Below are 17,967 nucleotides of genomic sequence, written 5' to 3'. Positions count from 1 at the left end.
AGGCGCTCCGTTACATCGACATTCCCAATTGGGCCCCGGCCTTCGCCGGGGTGGTGGTCAAGCCGTTCAAGGAGCCAAACCATGTCCCTCGATCTCGAATCCGCCACCGACTGGGCCAGCATCGGCGAGGACAGCCTCGACGATGCGATCACGCTCCGCCGCGCGATCCATGCCGACCCCGAAGTCGGCCTCCACTGCCCGCGCACCTCGGACAAGGTGAAGGCCGCGCTCGCCGGCCTCCCGCTCGAGATTCGCGAAGGCACCTCGACCACCGGCTTCGTCGCGATCCTGCGCGGCGGGCGCGGCGGCACGGCGGGCGGCAACGGGCGCACCGTCCTGCTGCGCGGGGACATGGACGCGCTGCCGATGCAGGAGGAAACCGGGCTCCCGTTCGCCTCGAAGATCGACGGCGCGACGCACGCCTGCGGGCATGATTCGCACACCGCGATGCTGGTCGGCGCGGCGAAAGCCTTGTGCGCACGCCGCGACGACCTGCCTGGCACCGTTGTCTTCATGTTCCAGCCGGGCGAGGAGGGGCATCACGGCGCCCGCCACATGATCGCCGACGGCCTGCTCGATGCGCCGCTGCCCGAGGCCGGGTTCGCGCTGCACATCTCGCCCAACATGCCGATGGGGTATGTCGTCAGCCGCGCGGGCACTCTGATGGCGTCGACCGACACGCTGCGCGCAACGATTACCGGGCGCGGCGGGCATGCCGCGATGCCGCACGACTGCCTCGATCCGCTGCCGATCGCGTGTGAGATCGTCACCGCGCTCCAGACCTATGTCGCGCGGCAGGTGGCGGTCACCGACCCCGCGGTGCTGTCGATCACGAAGCTCAACGCAGGCTCCGCGCACAACGTCATCCCGTCGACCGTCGAGATGCTCGGCACGATGCGCACGCTGTCGGAGCGGACGCGCGAACAGGTCCGCGCGGCGTTCATCCGCATGGTCGAGGGCATCGCCGCTGCGCACGGCGCGGTGGGGATGCCGACGATCGAGGAAGGCTATCCGGTCACCGTCAACGACGAGCGCGCGACCGATCTGATGAAGGCGTGTGCGACCGCGATTGGCGGCGAGGGCGCCTATCAGGTGATGCCGCCGATGATGGGCGCGGAGGATTTCTCGTACGTGCTCCAGAAGCTCCCCGGCGCGATGGCGTTCATCGGCGCGGCGCCCGAGGGCAGCGACCCGCGCACCAACCCGCCGCTTCACAACACCAAGATGACGATCGACGAGCGGGTGATGGCGCACGGGATCGCGATGCACTGCGCGGTGGCGGAGCGGTTCCTGACGAACGGCTTCGACTGAGCCGCGCTGCATCCCCCACGCCGTCATCCTGACGAAAGTCAGGATCCAGGATTACCGGCGACGCCGTATCTGGCTCTGGATCCTGACTTTCGTCAGGATGACGGGGGGGCTGTGAAGGTCAGTTCAACGGCCGCGTGGTGGCCGCATATTGCGCCACCGCGGCCGCTGCATTCTGGATCAGCTTCTGCCGCTCGGGCATCGGCCGGATCGTGTCGCCGATCATCACCGCGATCGCATAGCGCCGGCCGTCGGGCGCGGTGAGCAGGCCGACATCGTTGAAGCCCGCGTTACGCCGGCCGAGATCCTGCCCCGTGCCGGTCTTGTGTGCGATCTCCCACCCGCCAGGCAGCGCCGCGCGCAGGCGGGCACGACCCGTGACCGACCGGCCCATCGTGTCGAGCAGGATCTTCGTCGAGGTCTCGGATAGGAGATCCCCCTTGGCCAGCCGCGCGATGGCATCGGCGATCGCGATCGGCGCAGCACCGTCGGGCGGATTGCGCACATACGCGTTCAGCGCCGCCTCGCGCACCGCCGGCGACAGCCGGTTGCGCGCGGTCAGGAATCCGCCATTGACCGCATAGGAGGGCTGCCACGTCAGCCCGGCGGTCCCGCTCTGCAACAGCCGTTCGCCCGGCCCGAACCGGATCGCACCCAGCTGCTTGCGTGCGATCATCGACCGCACCGCGGCCGACCCGCCGACGCGCGTAAGCAGCCGGTCATTCGCCGTATTGTCGCTATGCGTCAGCGCCCGCGTGAGTAGGTCGCCGACCGTCGTGCGATAGCCGTCGCCCTTGACGAGCATCGCGATCGGCTGGTGGAACAGCGTGAGGTCCTGCGGGCGGACGATGATCGGCTCGTCGAGGCGGATCTTGCCCTGGTCGCGCAGGTCCATCACGGTCATCGCGACCCACAGCTTGCTGACCGATTGCTGCGGCAGCAACTGGCGCCCACCGGCCTCGACCGTCCAGCCATCGTCGACCGCGCGCACCGCGATGCCAGCCCGGCCCTGGAACCCGCTCTGCAATTCGGCGATCGCGTTGACCAAATTGGCAGGCGCCGGTCGCGCGGTACGCGGCAGGGGCGGCGGCACCGGGATCGAGACGAAGCCCTCATTCTGATGCACGGGTGCGACCGCCGGCGGGGTAGGTCGTGAAGCCGATCCGCATCCGGCCAGCGCGGTACCGACCAAGGCGCCGAAAGTAATGCACAGCTTTGGGGTTGCCAGAAGACGTTTGAGCGAACTCGCCGGTGTCATGATGTGGTGTTCGCCCCGTCTTGAAGCATCGATCCTTATCCGTTGATTCCGCGTGTGAAACCGCTGCCGAGCCCCGGTGCGGTGAAGCGCGCCGGGGATGCGCCGAAGTGGTACGAACTCAGGGAACGAGAACCGTGTCGATCGCGTCCGGCAACGTCTCGGGATAATCGAGCGTGAAATGCAGGCCGCGGCTTTCATGCCGGTGCAGCGCCGACCGGACGATCAGCTCGGCGGTCTGGAGCAGGTTGCGCAGTTCGATCAGGTCGGGCGTGACGCGGAAATGCTGGTAATATTCGGCAACCTCGTCGTTGAGCAGCTTGATCCGGTGCTGCGCGCGTTCGAGCCGTTTGGTGGTGCGGACGATGCCGACGTAATTCCACATGAACCGGCGGATCTCGGTCCAGGTCTGCTTGATCACCACCTCTTCGTCGGAATCGGTGACACGGCTTTCGTCCCAGGGGCGGATCGGCGGGGGCGGGGGCAGGCTGTCCCATGCGGCGGCGATGCTGTCTGCCGCCGCCTCGCCGAACACAAAGCATTCGAGCAGCGAGTTGGACGCCAGCCGGTTCGCGCCGTGCAGACCGGATTCGGTGCATTCGCCCGCCGCGTACAGCCCGGGCAGGTCGGTCTTGCCGTGTTCGTCGATCACGATGCCGCCGCAGGTGTAATGCTGAGCCGGGACGACGGGGATCGGCTGCGTCGTCATGTCGATGCCGACCGTCAGCAGCTTCTCGTGGATGTTCGGGAAGTGGTGGCGGATGAAGTCGGCGGGCATATGGCTGATGTCGAGATGGACATAGTCGAGACCATAGCGCTTGATCTCCGCGTCGATCGCGCGCGCGACGATATCGCGGGGCGCGAGTTCCATCCGCGCAGCGTCGTAATAGGTCATGAAGCGCTTGCCGGTCGACGGGTTGATCAACCGCCCGCCTTCGCCGCGCACCGCCTCGGTGATCAGAAAATTCTTGACCTCCAGATTGTAGAGGCAGGTCGGGTGGAACTGCATCATCTCCATGTTCGAGACGCGCGCACCCGCCCGCCACGCCATCGCGATCCCGTCGCCGGTCGCCCCGCGCGGCGCGGTCGAGAACAGATAGGTCCGCCCCGCGCCGCCCGTCGCCAGAATCGTCGCGCGCGCCGTGTACAGCGCGACACGCTCGGTGTTGCGGTCGACCGCATAGACGCCCCAGACGTTGCCGGCGCCCGAATAGCGTTCCTCGTGGCGACCGGTCGCAAGGTCGATAGCGATCTGGTCCGGAACGAGCGTGATGTTCGGATGCGCCTCCGCGGCCTTTTGCAGCGCCTCCTGCACCGCCCAGCCGGTCGCGTCGGCGACATGGACGATGCGGCGATGACTATGGCCACCTTCGCGTGTCAGGTGCAGCGCGTTCCCCTCCGTCTCGAACGGCACGCCGAGATGCGTGAGGCGCTCGATCGCGGCGGGGGCGCCTTCGACCACCATCTCGACGATCGCGCGGTCGTTGAGCCCGGCGCCGGCGACCATCGTGTCCTCGACATGGTTCTCGAACGTGTCGCCGGGTTCGAGCACCGCGGCGATCCCGCCCTGTGCCCACGCAGTCGACCCCTCGTTCAGCGCGCCCTTGGCAAGCACCGTGACGGTGAATCGCTCGGCGAGGTTCAGTGCTGCGGTCAGCCCGGCGGCACCGGAGCCGACGATCAGGATATCGCTGGTCATGCGGACAGACCGTCGTTCAAAATCAGACCTTTAGGCATGTTTCGAAGGGCGTTTCGAAAAGTGAAGTATAGAAAGTGTAGACGCTGGCGCGATCGTATTGGGGTCTCATTGCGGTCAAGCGGACCGAACGATGCGGCGCTCGACGCGGGACGGCCGGGCGAAAGGGGAAGACGAACCTGCATGATGTCGCTGTGGCATAAAAGCGGGGGTGTAGGACAGGGGGGAGAGCGCCGGCGTTGATCCAGGGCATTGCCGGGCCGATCGATCTGGGGAAGCGTCGAGCTGGTGTTGGGTCTACCGAGCATCGCTTGCCGTATCTATTCCTTCGATTCCAACCTCCCGAAATGCGCATCGCCCTGTTCACAGCAACCGCATCAGAATTTTGCATCGCGCAAGCCACTCGATTTCAAGAGAATTGTTGGTGATGTAAGACCTGTGAGTTTTGCATCACGAGGGCGGAAACTGATAGTTAGCTGTCGCCCCCACTTAAGCCCCGCGTGTAGTCGCTCTCGCGTGGCTCGTCCGGAAGTTCCTTGAGAACTTTCGATGCGTATGACCGAATTTTCGTCCAACGTTCGTCACTAAACAACGCCTCTCGCGCCCAAAGCCTGTCGTCCTGCTCTGCACATATCAAACTCAAAATCTTATCAAGTTTTATTACGGCCTCGACCTCAGACGGTCTGATCTCTTCAAATTCAAACATATGATTCCGAGCCAGAAAAATGTCGTAGAACTCTTCAACAAGTTCGATATTGCCGTACCCTTCAGCGCTCCCACCCCCCGTGCATAAAACGAAAATGCCGTCCAAGTAGGTCGCCTGCAAATCAGCAGGCGCTGCAAGGTTCGCTACAGCCGCTCTCAATTGCTGATATCGGGTGCTCATAGCTCAAACTGCCACCATGATCGAACGTCCGCAATCGCGCGCTTCCACGCAGGCCTCTGGACCGTCGTTGATGCAAAACTTTTGATTTTTGCATCAACGACTGAAGATTGAACCAACGAACTTCTACGGTCTACGCGAGTTTCCTATCAGGCGTTTGCCGCTCGCGTGAGGCTGAGGAAGACGTCTTCAAGATCGGGTTCCTTGGTCGAGACGTCGACGATGCCGAAGCCGCCGCCCTGGATCGCGGCGAGGACTTCGCCGGCGTTGACGCGGTCCTTCGCATAGGTGATCTCCAGCGTGCGCGTGCCCATGAGCGCGATCTTCTGGAAGCAGGCGTTTTCGGGGATCTGCGCGACGTCGCGGTCGACGGTGACCGCGACGATCTTCTCTTGCGCCTTGCCGACCAACTCGCGCGTCGGCTCGTTGGCGATCAGCCGGCCGTTGTTGATGATCGCGATCCGGTCGCAGAGTTGCTCGGCTTCCTCGAGATAGTGGGTGGTGAGGACGACCGTCACGCCGGCAGCGTTGAGGCTGCGGACATAGGTCCAGAGCTGCTGGCGCAGTTCGATGTCGACGCCCGCGGTCGGCTCGTCGAGGACGAGGACGGGGGGCGAGTGGACCATCGCCTTGGCGACCATCAGGCGGCGCTTCATGCCCCCCGACAGCGTGCGGGCATAGGCGTGCGCCTTGTCCTCGAGATGGACTGCGCGGAGCAATTCCATCGTGCGGCGCTTCGCCTTGGGGACGCCGTAGAGGCCGGCCTGAATCTCGAGCGTCTCGAACGGCGAGAAGAACGGGTCGAACAGAATCTCCTGGTTGACGATCCCGATCGAGGCCTTGGCGTTGCGCGGATGGTCGTCGGTGTCGAAGCCCCAGATCGCCGCGCTGCCATCGGTCTTGTTGACGAGGCCCGCCAGGATGTTGATCAGCGTCGACTTGCCCGCGCCGTTCGGGCCGAGCAACCCGAAGATCTGGCCGCGCGGCACGTCGAACGTCACGCCGTCGAGCGCGCGCTTGGGCGGGGCGGTGCCGACGGGGGCATAGGTCTTGCTGAGATTCGAGATGGCGATCGCGGCTTCGGTCATGGCTGCGGCATAGCGGGGCGGGGGGTGTGGGTCATCCCCTCATGCTTTAAAGAAGATTTGGTTCACGCGGAGGCGCGGAGACGCGGAGGTGTTGCGTCCCGCTTTTCGGTCGGGAGACATCACTGCCGGCACTTTCTGCGTCGCCGGATGTGATTGAGAAGGTCGCTGCGCGACACGCGCAACACCTCCGCGCCTCCGCGTCTCCGCGCGAACCCATTCTTCCTTCTCCCCCAGAACAGACGGACAAGAAGAAGCAATTGCCCGTCCGCCACGCGCTTGCTATCGACCGCGCATGCATCCGCCGCTCGAAACCACCCGCGTCACCCACGCCCGCGTCGCCTGCGATGGCGCCACCGACATTCCCGGCGGCGCAGCGCTCGGCCATCCGCGCGTCTGGTTGCAGATCGACGAGACCGGCTATGTCGATTGCGGCTATTGCGACCGGCGCTTCATCCTCGTCGGCGGGGCCGCTGATGGCGCGGACCAGTCGACCTTGCGCGATCACGGGGATGGCGCCGGGCGCTAAGCCCCTTATATCTATCGGATGACGATAGCAGCAGACCCCCGTTCGTTCCTCTACCGCGATACGCTCGACCCCGAGCAGGCGCAGGCGCTGACCGCCAAGGCGCTGGCCAGGGCCGATGACGGCGAGCTTTATCTCCAATATCGCAAGGCCGAGGCGTTCGGGTTCGACGATGGCCGGCTTAAGACCGCGTCCTACGATACGAGCTCGGGCTTCGGCCTGCGCGCGGTGTCGGGCGAAATGACCGCGTTCGCGCATTCCAACGAGATGACCCCCGCCGCGATCCGTCGCGCCGCCGAGACGATGGCGCTGATCGAGCCGGGCGTTGCTGCCAAGGCCGGCCCGCCGCAGGGCACCAACCAGCGCCGCTACACCGCCGCCGATCCGCTCGACCTCGTGCCGTTCGCGGACAAGGTGAATTTGTGCCAGACGATCGACGCCGCCGCACGTGCGCGCGATCCGCGCGTGGCGCAGGTGTCGGTGAGCTTGTCGGGGACGTGGTCGGTGGTCGAGATCGTCCGCGCCGATGGCTTCGTCGCGACCGACGTGCGCCCGCTGGTCCGCCTAAACGTGTCGATCGTCGCCGAGCAGAACGGCCGCCGCGAGACGGGTAGCTACGGGATCGGCGGCCGCTATCTCTACAACGACCTGTTCGAGCCCGCGACGTACAACCGCGCGATCGACGAGGCTCTGTCACAGGCCTTGGTGAACCTCGAATCGGTCGCAGCGCCTGCTGGCGAGATGACCGTGTTGCTCGGCAATGGCTGGCCCGGCATCCTGTTGCACGAGGCGATCGGCCACGGGCTCGAGGGCGATTTCAACCGTAAGGGCACGTCGGCCTTCTCGGGGCGAATCGGCGAGCGCGTCGCGGCCGAGGGCGTGACCGTGGTCGACGACGGATCGCTCCAGGATCGCCGCGGGTCGCTGACGATCGACGACGAGGGTACGCCGACGCGCGAAACGGTGCTGATCGAGGATGGCATCCTCAAGGGTTATATGCAGGACCGGCTCAACGCGCGGCTGATGGGCGTCGAGGCGACCGGCAACGGCCGCCGCGAAAGCTATGCGCACGCGCCGATGCCGCGGATGACCAACACCTTCATGAAGGCGGGCAACGACGATCCCGCCGAGCTGCTGAGCCGCGTGAAGAAAGGCATTTTCGCCAAGGCGTTCGGCGGCGGGCAGGTCGACATCGTGTCGGGCAAGTTCGTGTTCAGCTGCACCGAGGCGTATCTGATCGAGGACGGCAAGCTGGGCGCGCCGATCAAGGGCGCGACGCTGATCGGCGACGGGCCGAGTTCGCTGACCAAGGTCCGCGGGATCGGCAACGACTTCGCGCTCGACGAGGGCATCGGGATCTGCGGCAAGGGCGGGCAGTCGGTGCCGGCCGGCGTTGGGCAGCCGACGTTGCTGGTCGACGGGCTTACGGTCGGCGGGACCGCGGCTTAAAGTCCGCTGACTACCATGTCGATCGCGGCTTTTACGTCATACTCGTAATCGAGTAGCGAACCGATTTTTTCGCCCAGCAGTCGACTATCGACGGCGCGCAAGAACTGGATCGCAACCCGATAGTCCGTCTGATGCACCTTCACGAGCGGATTGAGCCTGGATTGCAAAACAGATGGTTCGTCCGGCTTGCGTAACGGGGCAACGATCCGCGAGCGTAAGTCGCTCAAAAGATCGCTCTGGCAGTCCACGACGAAGCCATGACTCGCGATCGAATGGATATCGAATTGCGCCACTCAGAGCGTCTCAAGGTTTGACAGCGGAATTCCGTTCTCGTCGATCCATCGATTGTGCGCGTTGATCCACGCTCGATTCTCATCCTTCCACCGCCGCTCCCGCTCGATCTTGATCGCGTCTCGGAGCGCGGCTTCGGTGACCCGGGACAGGTTGACGCCAGCTTCTTTCGCGGCGGCCACGATGCCGGTATCGACCGACATGTTGACCGATTTGCGCTTGCCGGTAGCAATGGGATCATGCTTCATGCGCACAAGATATGCGTGGATGTGACGCGCGTCAATTCGGAGTTGATCGATGGAATTCTTCCCCGCGCTCACCGAAGAGCACCGTGATTTCGTCGCGCGGCAACCGGTGTTCTTCGTTGCGACGGCGGCGGAAGGCGCGCGGATCAACCTCAGCCCAAAGGGCATGGACAGCTTTCGCGTGCTCGATGCGAACACCGTCGCGTATCTCGACGTCGGGGGATCGGGCAACGAGACCAACGCGCATCTGGCCGCGGACGGGCGCATCACGATCATGTTCTGCGCCTTCGATCAGCCCGCGCTGATCTTCCGCATCTATGGCACGGGTCGCGCAGTGCTGCCGCAGGACGCGGAATGGGCGGCGCTATATGCGCGGTTCACGCCGCTGCCGGGGACACGGCAGATCTTCGTGATTGCAGTTGGCGAGGTGCAGACGAGTTGCGGATGGGGCGTGCCGTTCATGACGCTGGAGCGCGAGCGTCAGACCCTGTCGAAATACCACGCCAAGCAGACCCAGGCCGAGCGGGTCGAGGAACTGGCCGGACCCGTCGCGAGCATCGACGGGTTGCCGGTTCGGCTTGGTACGGTGTTGCCGGACAGTGGCGGAACTTAACCTCCTGACATTTGCCTGTGGGCTATATCCTTAGCGATCGCACCTCCCCGGCGGAGGCCGGGGTCCAGTTGGAGAGGTCGATGTAACGAGGCGGAGACCGTCGTCACGCCCGCTTCCCAACTGGACCCCGGCCTTCGCCGGGGAGGGGCTTGGCTATAGGACTTGTCCTAAGCTACCTTGCGATGACCGGTACGGGCGGTTCCGCCTTCTACCGCCCAGCGCTGACCCGCCAGATCACGTTGCCGACGTCGTCCGCGACCAGCAGCCCGCCGGTCTTGTCGGTAATGACGCCTACAGGGCGGCCCTGCGCGTCACCGTCCTTGTTCAGGAAGCCGCCGAGCACATCGACGGGCTTCGCATTCGCCTCAGGAAAGCCGGTATCGCCGAACGGTACGTACACGACCTTGTAGCCCGAAACCGGCTTGCGGTTCCACGAGCCATGCTCGCCGACGAACGCGCCATTGGCGAACTTCTCGCCGAGCTTGGCGTCGGCCGAGAAGGTCAGGCCGAGCGCTGCGACGTGCGGTCCGAGCGCGTAATCGGGACGTTTGGCATATTGCTGGAGCGCAGGGTTCTTCGGCTCGACGCGGCTGTCGGGATAGCCGCCCCAATAATACCAGGGCCAGCCGAAGTTATCGCCGAACTCGACTTGCGTCAGGTAATCGGGTGCGAGATCGGACCCGAGCTGGTCGCGCTCGTTGACGACGGTCCACAGGCCGCCCGACTTGGGGTTGATCGCCATGCCGTTCGGGTTGCGCAGGCCCGCAGCGTAGATCCGCCAGTTCTTGTCCTTCGGCCAGACCTGCAGGATGTTCGCGCGGTATTTCTCCGCGTCCATGCCGTTCTCGGCGATGTTCGAGGATGAGCCGACGCCGACGTACAGCGTCTTGCCGTCCGCCGCTGTGATGACGTTGCGCGCCCAGTGATTGCCGCCCGGATTGAGCTTGACGACGAGCTCGGGCTTGGCGGTGATCTTGGTCTGGCCGTCGACATAGGGCACGCGGACCAGCGCGTCGGTGTTGCCGATGTAGAGCTGGCCGTCGAGCAGGGTCATGCCGAACGGCGAGTTGAGCCCGGTCATGAACACGGACTTCGTTTCCGCTACGCCGTCGCCGTTCGCGTCGCGCAGCAGCGTGATGCGGTTGGCCGACGGCACGCCGGCGCCGGCGCGGCCCATCAACACCTTCATTACCCAGCCGGTGATCCCGCCGCCTTCGCGCGGCGGCGAGTTCGTCTCGGCGACGAGCACGTCGCCATTTGGGAGGCGGTACATCCACCGCGGGTGGTCGAGGCCGGTCGCGAACGGCTGGACTTTGAGCCCGGCGGCGGCGGTCGGCGTTGCGCCATTCTGCCAGCCGACGACCTTCGCCACCTTGACGGTCGGGATCGTCTGAATGCGGGGATCGGTGATCTTGGGCAGCTTGCCCGCGACCTGGTCGACCGACAGTTCGGCGGTATCGGGCCAGGCCAGATACGTAACACCCGCGGCGATCACGATCAGGATCAGGCCGAGGACGATGAGGATGTGTTTGCGCATGAGGAGAGATTAGGGCGGCGAGGGTGTTGGGGCAATGGTCACGGCAACCTCTCCGTCATCCCATCACTCGCCCTGCTTCCTCCCAATAAAAGTCGGGATACGCGGGAAACGGTCAGGAGGCTTCATCCGGGAGATCCGGACCTCGCTGGGTTGACGGATGAGCCGAGGGTGGACGGGCGCGGGGTTTCGCCCTTCCATGAAGGGGTCAGTCGTCGTCCTCGACCGGAACCACTGGTGGATGGAGACGCAACCGGTTGATGCGGCGCTCGTCCGCGTCGGTTATTTCCAGCTTCCACCCACTCGGATGATCGACGCACTCGCCGATCTGCGGGACATGCCCCGCGAGCAGGGCCGCGAGCCCGCCGAGTGTATCGATATCGCCATCGACCTCCGCCAGTCGCGGATCGATCAGCTCGGCTGCATCCTCCAGTTCAGCGCGGGCGTCGGCGTCCCAGGCGCCGCCTTCGATCGGCGTCATCAGCACCTGAGGCGCCTCGTCATGTTCGTCCTCGACCTCGCCGACGATCTCCTCGATCAGGTCCTCGAACGTGACGAGCCCCTCGGTGCCGGAATATTCGTCAAGCACGATCGTCAGGTGGACGTGCTTCTGCCGCATGTCGGCGAGCAGATCGAGCGCCCCGCGCGACATCGGCGCGTAGAGCGGCTCGCGGATCAGCCCGGCGATCGACGTGGGATGCTCTGCGCCGGTCGCCAGGATGTTGAAGACGTCCTTGATGTGGACCATGCCGATGATCGTATCGAGGTTGTCGCGGTAGACGGGCAGGCGGCTGTGTCCCGCTTCGGCGAACAGCTTGACGAGGTCGGCGAACGGCGTGTCTTCCTCGACCGCGATGATGTCCGCGCGCGGCACGCCGACGTCGCCGGCATCGCGCTCGCTGAAATGCAGCAGGTTGCGGACCATCTGTCGCTCGAGGGGAGTGAGATCGCCCTTGGCATCGGGAGCGGGATCACCCTCGTGCCGGTCGATCGCGTCCTCGAGCTGGTCGCGAAGGGATTCGTCCTGAGCACCGAAGATCAGGCCCTTGAGCCCGCGCCAGATACTGTCGCTACTATCGCCGTTACCGGCATTGGGGCCATCGGCCATCGTGGTCGTCAGTCCTCTGTTATAAGATACGGATCGTGGAGTCCGAGCGCGGCGAGCGCATCGCGCTCGATCTGCTCCATGCCCTCCGCCTCGTCATCATCGATATGGTCATAGCCTAGCAGATGCAGCGTTCCATGCACCATCAGATGCATCGCATGATCCTCGACCGAAATTCCGCGCTCAGCGGCTTCGGCGACGCAGACGCCGTGCGCGAGTATGATGTCACCGAGCAGGACTTCGCCATCGTCCGAATTCTGCGTGATGGTTTCGAGCAGGTCGGCCTGCACCATCGGGAAGGACAGGACGTTGGTCGGCTTGTCCTTCTGACGGTACTGCTTGTTGAGCGTATGCACCTCATCGTCCGAGGCGAGCCGGAACGAGATCTCGACCGTGGCTGCGCTGGTCAGCAACTGGCCGTGCGGCGTGCGCTCGATCGCCGCGGTCGCGGCGCGCTGGGCGAGGCCGTCCCAGTCCTGGTCGGGCCAGGGAGCCTCCGAAGAGAGCGCGATTTCGAGCATGCGGGTCCTTCCGGCGGAAACGTCAGGGCGAAATCATTACACATAAGGCAAAGTTCCGCACCCTTTACGGTATGCGGATGGCCCGGCGGCTATCCCGGGTTATCCGGGACAGCCGCCGCGGGGTCAGGCGTCGCTGCCCTCATAGGCTTCGACGACGCGGCCGACGATCGGGTGGCGGACGACGTCGCCGACGGTGAAGCGGCACATCGAGATACTCTCGACGCCCTCGAGCCTCCGGACCGCGTCCGCGAGACCAGACGCCGCCACGCCGCCGGGGATGTCGACCTGCTTCGGATCGCCGCAAATCACCATGCGGCTGTTCTGGCCGAAGCGGGTGAGAAACATCTTCATCTGCGCGGGCGTGGTGTTCTGCGCTTCGTCGAGGATGACGAACGCGTCGGCCAGCGTGCGGCCGCGCATGAAGGCGATCGGCGCGACCTCGATCTCGCCGCTCGCGATGCGACGTTCGACCTGCTCGGCGGGGAGGCAGTCGTAGAGCGCATCGTAGAGCGGGCGGAGATACGGATCGACCTTCTCCTTCATGTCGCCCGGGAGGAAGCCGAGGCGTTCGCCGGCTTCGACCGCGGGACGCGAGAGGATCAGGCGTTGCACGCTGCCGTTGATCAGCTGTTGCACGGCTTGTGCGACGGCGACATAGGTCTTGCCCGTACCTGCCGGCCCGAGCGCGAAGATCATGTCGTTGTTGGTCAGTTCGCGCATGTAATGCGCCTGCGCCGGCGTGCGCGGCACGATCGTCTTCTTCCGCGTGCGGATCATGATCGGCGGTGCGGCACCGCCACCGGCATCGGCGCGGATGATACCTTCGAGCACGGGCTCGTCAGCCATCGCGATCGAGGCATCGACCAGGCCGGTATCGACATCCTCGCCGCGCTGGATGCGGGCATAGAGGTCGTGAAGTACGTCGCGGGCCTTGGCGACCTGTTCGGCGGTGCCTTCCAGGCCGATCTTATTCCCTCGTGCAGTGATGTAGACGCCGAGGCGATTTTCGAGCGCTACCAGGTTCTGGTCGTACTGGCCGAAGAGCCTGACGAGCAATTGAGGCTTGTCGAACAGCAGTTCGACTCGGGCGCGGTCACCGGACTGGGCGGGAACGGGTTTGCGGCTCATGCGGTCCTTTCGGGGGCAGGCGTGTCGGATCGGTGATCGGGTATGGTCGAGCCGGCACGCGTCACGCCTGGGATGGCGTCCGACCAGAGATGAGCATGGGAGCCCGCGCGTTCAAGCGGCGCCGGGGCGCCTGCGTGGAGATGATTCGAGTCGCGTGGGCGAAGCTGCATCGGGGGCGAGTGTGGCAGGGGATTTCGGTGGGGGACAGCGAAATCGCGGGGGGCTGCCGGAAGGTGATCGGGTGTTGCCGTGTGGCCTCGGGCGGGGGCGTTCGATCCTCCCCCGCCAGGCGGAGGTGGCGCCGTAGGCGACGGAGGGGGAGGACACGGAACGGCGGTTTCCCTTTCCTCCCCCTCCGTCAGGCTGCGCCTGCCACCTCCCCCTTGCGGGGGAGGATCGGAAAGCAGTCTAAGCGGCTTCCGCGATGCGTTCCACGCCGGTGAGGGAGTTGGGGCCGGCGGCGGCGAGGGTGACTTCCACCAGGTCGCCGATCGCATGGTTGCCGATTAGGTGGACCGACTGCAGCCAGGGCGACTTGCCGATCAGCTGGCCGGGCAGCTTTCCCGCGCGTTCGAGGAGGACCGAGCAGGTCCGGCCTACGGTCGCAGCGTTGAAGGCATGCTGGTCTCGGTTGAGCGCGGCCTGGAGGCGCTGGAGACGCTCGTCCATCACGTCCTCGGGGACCTGCTCGACGATCGACGCTGCGGGGGTGCCGGGGCGCGGGCTGTATTTGAAGCTGTAGGCCTGCGCATAGCCGACCGCGTCGACCAGGCTCAGCGTGTCCTCGAACTCGGCATCGGTCTCGCCGGGGAAGCCGACGATGAAGTCGCCCGACAGCGCGATGTCGGGGCGCACTGCGCGGACGCGGTCGAGCAGGCGAAGATAAGAGTCGCGCGTGTGCGACCGGTTCATCGCCTTCAGCACGCGGTCGCTGCCGGCCTGTACGGGGAGGTGAAGGAACGGCATCAGGCTCTCGACGTCGCGGTGTGCGTCGATTAGCCCTTGCGTCATGTCGTTGGGATGGCTGGTCGTGTAGCGGATTCGCGCGAGCCCGGTGATGCGGTCGAGGTCGTGGATCAGGTCGTGGAGGCCGCGCTCATTCTCGGACCAGGCGTTGACGTTCTGGCCTAGCAACGTGATCTCGCGCGCGCCGGCATCGACGAGTGCCTTCGCCTCGTCGACGATCGCCGCGAACGGTCGGCTGATCTCCGCACCGCGCGTATAGGGGACGACGCAATAGGTGCAGAACTTGTCGCAGCCTTCCTGCACGGTCAGAAACGCCGACGGCGCGACCTTCCGCCGCGCCGGCAGCGCGCCGAACTTCGACAGCAGCGGCATGTCGGTGTCGAGCGAGGGCGTGCCCGCGGCGGCCTTCGCTACGAGGTCGGGGAGGTTGTGATAGGCCTGCGGCCCGACGACGATATCGACCTTGGCGCGCGTGAAGATCTCCTCGCCCTCAGCCTGCGCGACGCAGCCGGCGACCGCGATCATCGGCGTCTTGCCGGACTTGCGGCGCTGGTCCTTTCGCAGGCGACCGATGTCCGAATAGACCTTCTCGGTGGCGCGCTCGCGGATGTGGCAGGTGTTCAGGACGACGACGTCGGCGTCGACCGCATCGGCCTGAGTGAGGCCCTGCGCGGCCATCAGCTCGGCCATGCGCTCGCCGTCATAGACGTTCATCTGGCAGCCGAAAGATTTTACGTGGAAGGTTTTGGGAGGAGACATGCGAGCGCCTTACCAAGTTTGCGCGGGCAGGGGGAGGGGGCGTTGTTGGGCCGGCTTTCCCAGCAGGTATCACCCCGGCGAAGGCCGAGGCCCAGTTGGGGAACGTCGCTAACTGAGGACGGCGCTCCGTTACAACGGCCTTTCCAACTGGGCCCCGGCCTTCGCCGGGGTGGTGTTTGGATCTGGGATGGGTGGAGCTTCCCTCTCTTGTTCTCCCGCGAAGGCGGGAGTCCAGACTCAGTCCCTGCCTTCGCCGGGAAACACGCTATCCGAGCGCTTCCATGCGGCGGCGGGCTTCGGCGGCTATGGCTTTGCGGTCGCCATAATTCGCCGGGTCGAAGGGTTCGGCAAAGTTGAGCGTAGCCGTGAAGCTGCCCTTGCGTTTCAGGACTCGCGCGGCGTGGTGTTGGCCGAGTTCGTCGCCGACCCATGCGAGTTCGCCGGTCGCTGTGCCATAGTCGATGCGGACCGGCTGCACGCGGACGCCGGGCGGCGGCGGATCGAGCGCCGCCAGCAGCGCAGCCTTGAACGGGAGGAGGATGTTGCCATCGCTCGTCGTGCCCTCCGGGAACAACGTGACGGGCCAGTCTGCGACAAGCGCGTCGCGGATCTGGGCGATCTGGGCGGTTACGGCCATGCGGTCGGCGCGAGAGACGAAGATCGTATGGTTGAGCGTGCAAAGCCAGCCAACCAGTGGCGCCGTACGCAGTTCCGATTTTGCGACGAACGCGCTGCCGGTCGCGCCGGCCAGGAGCAGGATGTCGATCCAGCTGAGATGGTTGGAGACGAACACGACGTCATGGCGGAGAGGCTTTCCGACCACATGAGGACGGGCGCCGACAATCCGCGCGACCGTCCCCAAGAACCGCGGCGGCCAGGGCGACTTGCGCCCGAACAGTCGCCATGCGCCGTGCACCGGAAGCGCCAGTAATAGCGCCAGCACCAGCGCCGTCAGTCGCGCGGCAAGTCGTATCCGGCCGATCGCCTTCAGTCCTTGCGGGCGAGCGCGACGCCGTAGAGTTCCATGCGGTGGTCGACGAGCCGGAAGCCCAGTTTCTCCGCAATCGCCTTTTGCAGCTGCTCGAGCTCGGGATCGACGAATTCGATCACCTTGCCGCTCTCGACGTCGATCAAATGATCGTGATGCGCTTCGGGCGCAGGCTCGTAGCGTGCGCGGCCATCGCCGAAATCATGGCGGTCGAGGATGCCGGCTTCTTCGAACAACCGCACGGTGCGGTACACCGTCGCGATCGAAATGCCAGGATCGATCTGCGACGCGCGCTCATAAACCTTCTCGACGTCGGGATGGTCGTCCGCCTCGGACAAGACGCGCGCGATGACTCGGCGCTGCTCGGTGATGCGCAGGCCCTTCTCGTTGCAGAGTGCTTCCAGATCGATCTTGCGCGGCATGTGTCATTCCCTAGTTGCACCCCATGTAGGACGTTCGCGCTGTTGCGAAAAGGGATAGTGACTCGCAATAAGCCTTAGCTGTTGATATCTTTCGAATATGTATGTGCGTCATACGCGACGCCGGTCTTGCCGCGATAGTAGGCTCGGCGCTCGCCGACCTTGGTGAAGCCGTGTGTAGCATACATCTTGACGGCACTGTTACCGGCACGGACTTCGAGGTGGAGTTTCACTATCGCGCCGACCGAGCAATCGGCGATCGCCGCGCGGATCAGTGCGGTGCCGACGCCGCGGCGGCGATAGTCCGGGGTGACCGCGATCAACAGCAACTCGGCTTCGTCTGCGACCGATCGGGTCATCGTGAAGCCCGCGGGGAAATCGTCGACGAACGCGATCGTGAGGTGGACGCCGGTCAGTGCAAGCACGCCGAGGCATTGGCTGCGCGTCCACGCTTCGCCGTAGCGCGGGTCGAACGCCTCGGTCATCAACGCGTCGACGATCGCGAGATCGCGGGCATCGCCGGTGCGGAGCGTGACGGCGCGTGTAGCCGCTTGCCGCGTGGCCATTATTTCGGGACCGAGGGTTTGGCGTCGGGGGCCCGGCCATAGATCGGGCTTGGCGCAAGCGCGGTCAGTTCCGCCGGGAGCAGGATCGCGGCGGCTGCATCGGGCAGTGCTTCGGTGAGATCCAGGCTGTCATCGAGCGCCGCGAGCCAGCGGACGCCGTTGCCAACCGCACGCCGGCCCGCCAGCGCCGCGAGCGCGGCCTCGGGCTTCAGCGATACCATGTCGGTTCGCGGCGACAGATCGGCGGCAAAGGCCTGCATGAAGACCTCGCCATGCCCGCCTTCCATGACCACCGCAATATCGTGGGTTGGTCGCTTTGAAAAAGCGGCGGCGGCGATCAGCGGGAGCGAAGAGAAGCCCGCAATCTCCGCCCCCCAGCCGAGCGCAAGCCCGCGCGCGGCGGCGATGCCGACGCGGACGCCGGTGAAGCTGCCTGGGCCGCAGTCGACGATGATGCGGTCGGCGCGGCCACCATTGGGGAGTTCGGCGATCATCGGGATGAGCCGTTCGGCATGGCCACGACCGACCACGTCATGCGCGCGCGCGATGACGGCGCCGCCTTCGATGAGGGCGACCGAACAGGCGGTGGTGGATGTTTCGATTACTAACGTGCGCATGTCTTATTCCCTC

General features: G+C 65.3%; 19 protein-coding genes. 4 read left to right on the top strand and 15 right to left on the bottom strand.

Going from position 1 to position 17,967, the window contains the following annotated elements; all coding sequences use genetic code 11:
* Positions 1-81 precede the first annotated feature (81 nt).
* Positions 82-1,311, top strand: coding sequence for a M20 metallopeptidase family protein (locus tag HMP09_RS06775; RefSeq protein WP_176499733.1), 1,230 nt, complete (start codon positions 82-84; stop codon positions 1,309-1,311).
* Between the two features lie 118 nt (positions 1,312-1,429).
* On the opposite strand, the gene HMP09_RS06770 is transcribed toward HMP09_RS06775, so the two are convergent.
* From HMP09_RS06770 to HMP09_RS06755, 4 genes are all read right to left on the bottom strand, one after another.
* Positions 1,430-2,566 (bottom strand): serine hydrolase, encoded by a 1,137-nt coding sequence (locus HMP09_RS06770; RefSeq protein WP_176499732.1) that lies wholly within the window; start codon positions 2,564-2,566, stop codon positions 1,430-1,432.
* A gap of 118 nt (positions 2,567-2,684) precedes the next feature.
* Positions 2,685-4,262 carry an L-aspartate oxidase gene (gene nadB, locus HMP09_RS06765; protein ID WP_176499731.1) on the bottom strand — a complete coding sequence of 526 codons (1,578 nt, stop codon included), beginning with the start codon at positions 4,260-4,262 and terminating at the stop codon, positions 2,685-2,687.
* Between the two features lie 469 nt (positions 4,263-4,731).
* Entirely contained in the window at positions 4,732-5,145 is a 414-nt protein-coding gene (locus tag HMP09_RS06760) for a hypothetical protein (protein WP_176499730.1), read from the bottom strand.
* Positions 5,146-5,291: 146 nt separating this feature from the next.
* Positions 5,292-6,230: an ABC transporter ATP-binding protein gene (locus tag HMP09_RS06755; protein ID WP_176499729.1), complete on the bottom strand. Its 939-nt coding sequence runs from the start codon at positions 6,228-6,230 to the stop codon at positions 5,292-5,294.
* Between the two features lie 292 nt (positions 6,231-6,522).
* On the opposite strand from HMP09_RS06755, the gene HMP09_RS06750 reads away from it, so the two are divergent.
* Entirely contained in the window at positions 6,523-6,756 is a 234-nt protein-coding gene (locus HMP09_RS06750; protein ID WP_031393477.1) for a zinc-finger domain-containing protein, read from the top strand.
* Positions 6,757-6,774: 18 nt separating this feature from the next.
* Positions 6,775-8,202, top strand: coding sequence for a metalloprotease TldD (gene tldD / locus HMP09_RS06745; RefSeq protein ID WP_176499728.1), 1,428 nt, complete (start codon positions 6,775-6,777; stop codon positions 8,200-8,202).
* Here the strand turns inward: tldD and HMP09_RS06740 are convergent.
* Together HMP09_RS06740 and HMP09_RS06735 are read right to left on the bottom strand one after the other, a co-directional pair.
* Positions 8,199-8,495 (bottom strand): CcdB family protein, encoded by a 297-nt coding sequence (locus HMP09_RS06740; RefSeq protein ID WP_176499727.1) that lies wholly within the window; start codon positions 8,493-8,495, stop codon positions 8,199-8,201. The two genes, tldD and HMP09_RS06740, sit on opposite strands and share 4 nt — an antisense overlap.
* Complete coding sequence (locus HMP09_RS06735) at positions 8,496-8,741, bottom strand: type II toxin-antitoxin system CcdA family antitoxin (protein WP_176499726.1); 246 nt, start codon at positions 8,739-8,741, stop codon at positions 8,496-8,498. It abuts the gene before it with no gap.
* 49 nt (positions 8,742-8,790) lie between these two features.
* On the opposite strand from HMP09_RS06735, the gene HMP09_RS06730 reads away from it, so the two are divergent.
* Positions 8,791-9,351 (top strand): pyridoxamine 5'-phosphate oxidase family protein, encoded by a 561-nt coding sequence (locus HMP09_RS06730; protein WP_176499725.1) that lies wholly within the window; start codon positions 8,791-8,793, stop codon positions 9,349-9,351.
* 208 nt (positions 9,352-9,559) lie between these two features.
* Here the strand turns inward: HMP09_RS06730 and HMP09_RS06725 are convergent, their stop codons facing one another.
* The 9 genes from HMP09_RS06725 to tsaB all read right to left on the bottom strand — a co-directional run bounded on the left by HMP09_RS06725 (position 9,560) and on the right by tsaB (position 17,954).
* The gene (locus tag HMP09_RS06725) at positions 9,560-10,888 is read right to left on the bottom strand and encodes a PQQ-dependent sugar dehydrogenase (protein WP_176499724.1); all 1,329 of its coding nucleotides are present in this window, start codon (positions 10,886-10,888) and stop codon (positions 9,560-9,562) included.
* Positions 10,889-11,093: 205 nt separating this feature from the next.
* Complete coding sequence (locus HMP09_RS06720) at positions 11,094-11,993, bottom strand: hemolysin family protein (protein ID WP_176499723.1); 900 nt, start codon at positions 11,991-11,993, stop codon at positions 11,094-11,096.
* Between the two features lie 8 nt (positions 11,994-12,001).
* A complete protein-coding gene (gene ybeY / locus HMP09_RS06715) occupies positions 12,002-12,511 on the bottom strand; it encodes an rRNA maturation RNase YbeY (RefSeq protein ID WP_176499722.1) in 510 nt (169 codons plus the stop codon).
* Between the two features lie 123 nt (positions 12,512-12,634).
* Entirely contained in the window at positions 12,635-13,639 is a 1,005-nt protein-coding gene (locus HMP09_RS06710; RefSeq protein ID WP_176499721.1) for a PhoH family protein, read from the bottom strand.
* 408 nt (positions 13,640-14,047) lie between these two features.
* Positions 14,048-15,319 (bottom strand): tRNA (N6-isopentenyl adenosine(37)-C2)-methylthiotransferase MiaB, encoded by a 1,272-nt coding sequence (gene miaB, locus HMP09_RS06705; RefSeq protein WP_232090735.1) that lies wholly within the window; start codon positions 15,317-15,319, stop codon positions 14,048-14,050.
* A 310-nt stretch (positions 15,320-15,629) separates the two neighbouring features.
* Positions 15,630-16,307 carry a lysophospholipid acyltransferase family protein gene (locus tag HMP09_RS06700; protein WP_232090734.1) on the bottom strand — a complete coding sequence of 226 codons (678 nt, stop codon included), beginning with the start codon at positions 16,305-16,307 and terminating at the stop codon, positions 15,630-15,632.
* Positions 16,308-16,351: 44 nt separating this feature from the next.
* Positions 16,352-16,774: a Fur family transcriptional regulator gene (locus HMP09_RS06695; protein WP_055873135.1), complete on the bottom strand. Its 423-nt coding sequence runs from the start codon at positions 16,772-16,774 to the stop codon at positions 16,352-16,354.
* Positions 16,775-16,848: 74 nt separating this feature from the next.
* Positions 16,849-17,337, bottom strand: a complete 489-nt coding sequence (locus tag HMP09_RS06690) for a GNAT family N-acetyltransferase (RefSeq protein ID WP_176499719.1) — start codon at positions 17,335-17,337, stop codon at positions 16,849-16,851.
* A complete protein-coding gene (tsaB, locus tag HMP09_RS06685; RefSeq protein ID WP_176499718.1) occupies positions 17,337-17,954 on the bottom strand; it encodes a tRNA (adenosine(37)-N6)-threonylcarbamoyltransferase complex dimerization subunit type 1 TsaB in 618 nt (205 codons plus the stop codon). The genes HMP09_RS06690 and tsaB overlap by 1 nt, the downstream gene beginning before the upstream one ends.
* Between the last annotated feature and the right edge of the window lie 13 nt (positions 17,955-17,967).

This window comes from Sphingomonas sp. HMP9, from assembly GCF_013374115.1.
GTDB lineage: Bacteria > Pseudomonadota > Alphaproteobacteria > Sphingomonadales > Sphingomonadaceae > Sphingomonas.
Note: the sequence above shows the minus strand (reverse complement) of the source record. Positions and strands in the feature narration are given on the sequence as shown.

Bases quoted from the DNA above. Each gene is read 5' to 3' on its own strand.
- HMP09_RS06775 (WP_176499733.1), top strand. From the start codon at position 82: ATGTCCCTCGATCTCGAATCCGCCACCGACTGGGCCAGCATCGGCGAG.
- HMP09_RS06770 (WP_176499732.1), bottom strand. From the start codon at position 2,566: ATGACACCGGCGAGTTCGCTCAAACGTCTTCTGGCAACCCCAAAGCTG.
- nadB (WP_176499731.1), bottom strand. From the start codon at position 4,262: ATGACCAGCGATATCCTGATCGTCGGCTCCGGTGCCGCCGGGCTGACC.
- HMP09_RS06760 (WP_176499730.1), bottom strand. From the start codon at position 5,145: ATGAGCACCCGATATCAGCAATTGAGAGCGGCTGTAGCGAACCTTGCA.
- HMP09_RS06755 (WP_176499729.1), bottom strand. From the start codon at position 6,230: ATGACCGAAGCCGCGATCGCCATCTCGAATCTCAGCAAGACCTATGCC.
- HMP09_RS06750 (WP_031393477.1), top strand. From the start codon at position 6,523: ATGCATCCGCCGCTCGAAACCACCCGCGTCACCCACGCCCGCGTCGCC.
- tldD (WP_176499728.1), top strand. From the start codon at position 6,775: ATGACGATAGCAGCAGACCCCCGTTCGTTCCTCTACCGCGATACGCTC.
- HMP09_RS06735 (WP_176499726.1), bottom strand. From the start codon at position 8,741: ATGAAGCATGATCCCATTGCTACCGGCAAGCGCAAATCGGTCAACATG.
- HMP09_RS06730 (WP_176499725.1), top strand. From the start codon at position 8,791: ATGGAATTCTTCCCCGCGCTCACCGAAGAGCACCGTGATTTCGTCGCG.
- HMP09_RS06725 (WP_176499724.1), bottom strand. From the start codon at position 10,888: ATGCGCAAACACATCCTCATCGTCCTCGGCCTGATCCTGATCGTGATC.
- HMP09_RS06720 (WP_176499723.1), bottom strand. From the start codon at position 11,993: ATGGCCGATGGCCCCAATGCCGGTAACGGCGATAGTAGCGACAGTATC.
- ybeY (WP_176499722.1), bottom strand. From the start codon at position 12,511: ATGCTCGAAATCGCGCTCTCTTCGGAGGCTCCCTGGCCCGACCAGGAC.
- HMP09_RS06710 (WP_176499721.1), bottom strand. From the start codon at position 13,639: ATGAGCCGCAAACCCGTTCCCGCCCAGTCCGGTGACCGCGCCCGAGTC.
- miaB (WP_232090735.1), bottom strand. From the start codon at position 15,319: ATGAACGTCTATGACGGCGAGCGCATGGCCGAGCTGATGGCCGCGCAG.
- HMP09_RS06695 (WP_055873135.1), bottom strand. From the start codon at position 16,774: ATGCCGCGCAAGATCGATCTGGAAGCACTCTGCAACGAGAAGGGCCTG.
- HMP09_RS06690 (WP_176499719.1), bottom strand. From the start codon at position 17,337: ATGGCCACGCGGCAAGCGGCTACACGCGCCGTCACGCTCCGCACCGGC.
- tsaB (WP_176499718.1), bottom strand. From the start codon at position 17,954: ATGCGCACGTTAGTAATCGAAACATCCACCACCGCCTGTTCGGTCGCC.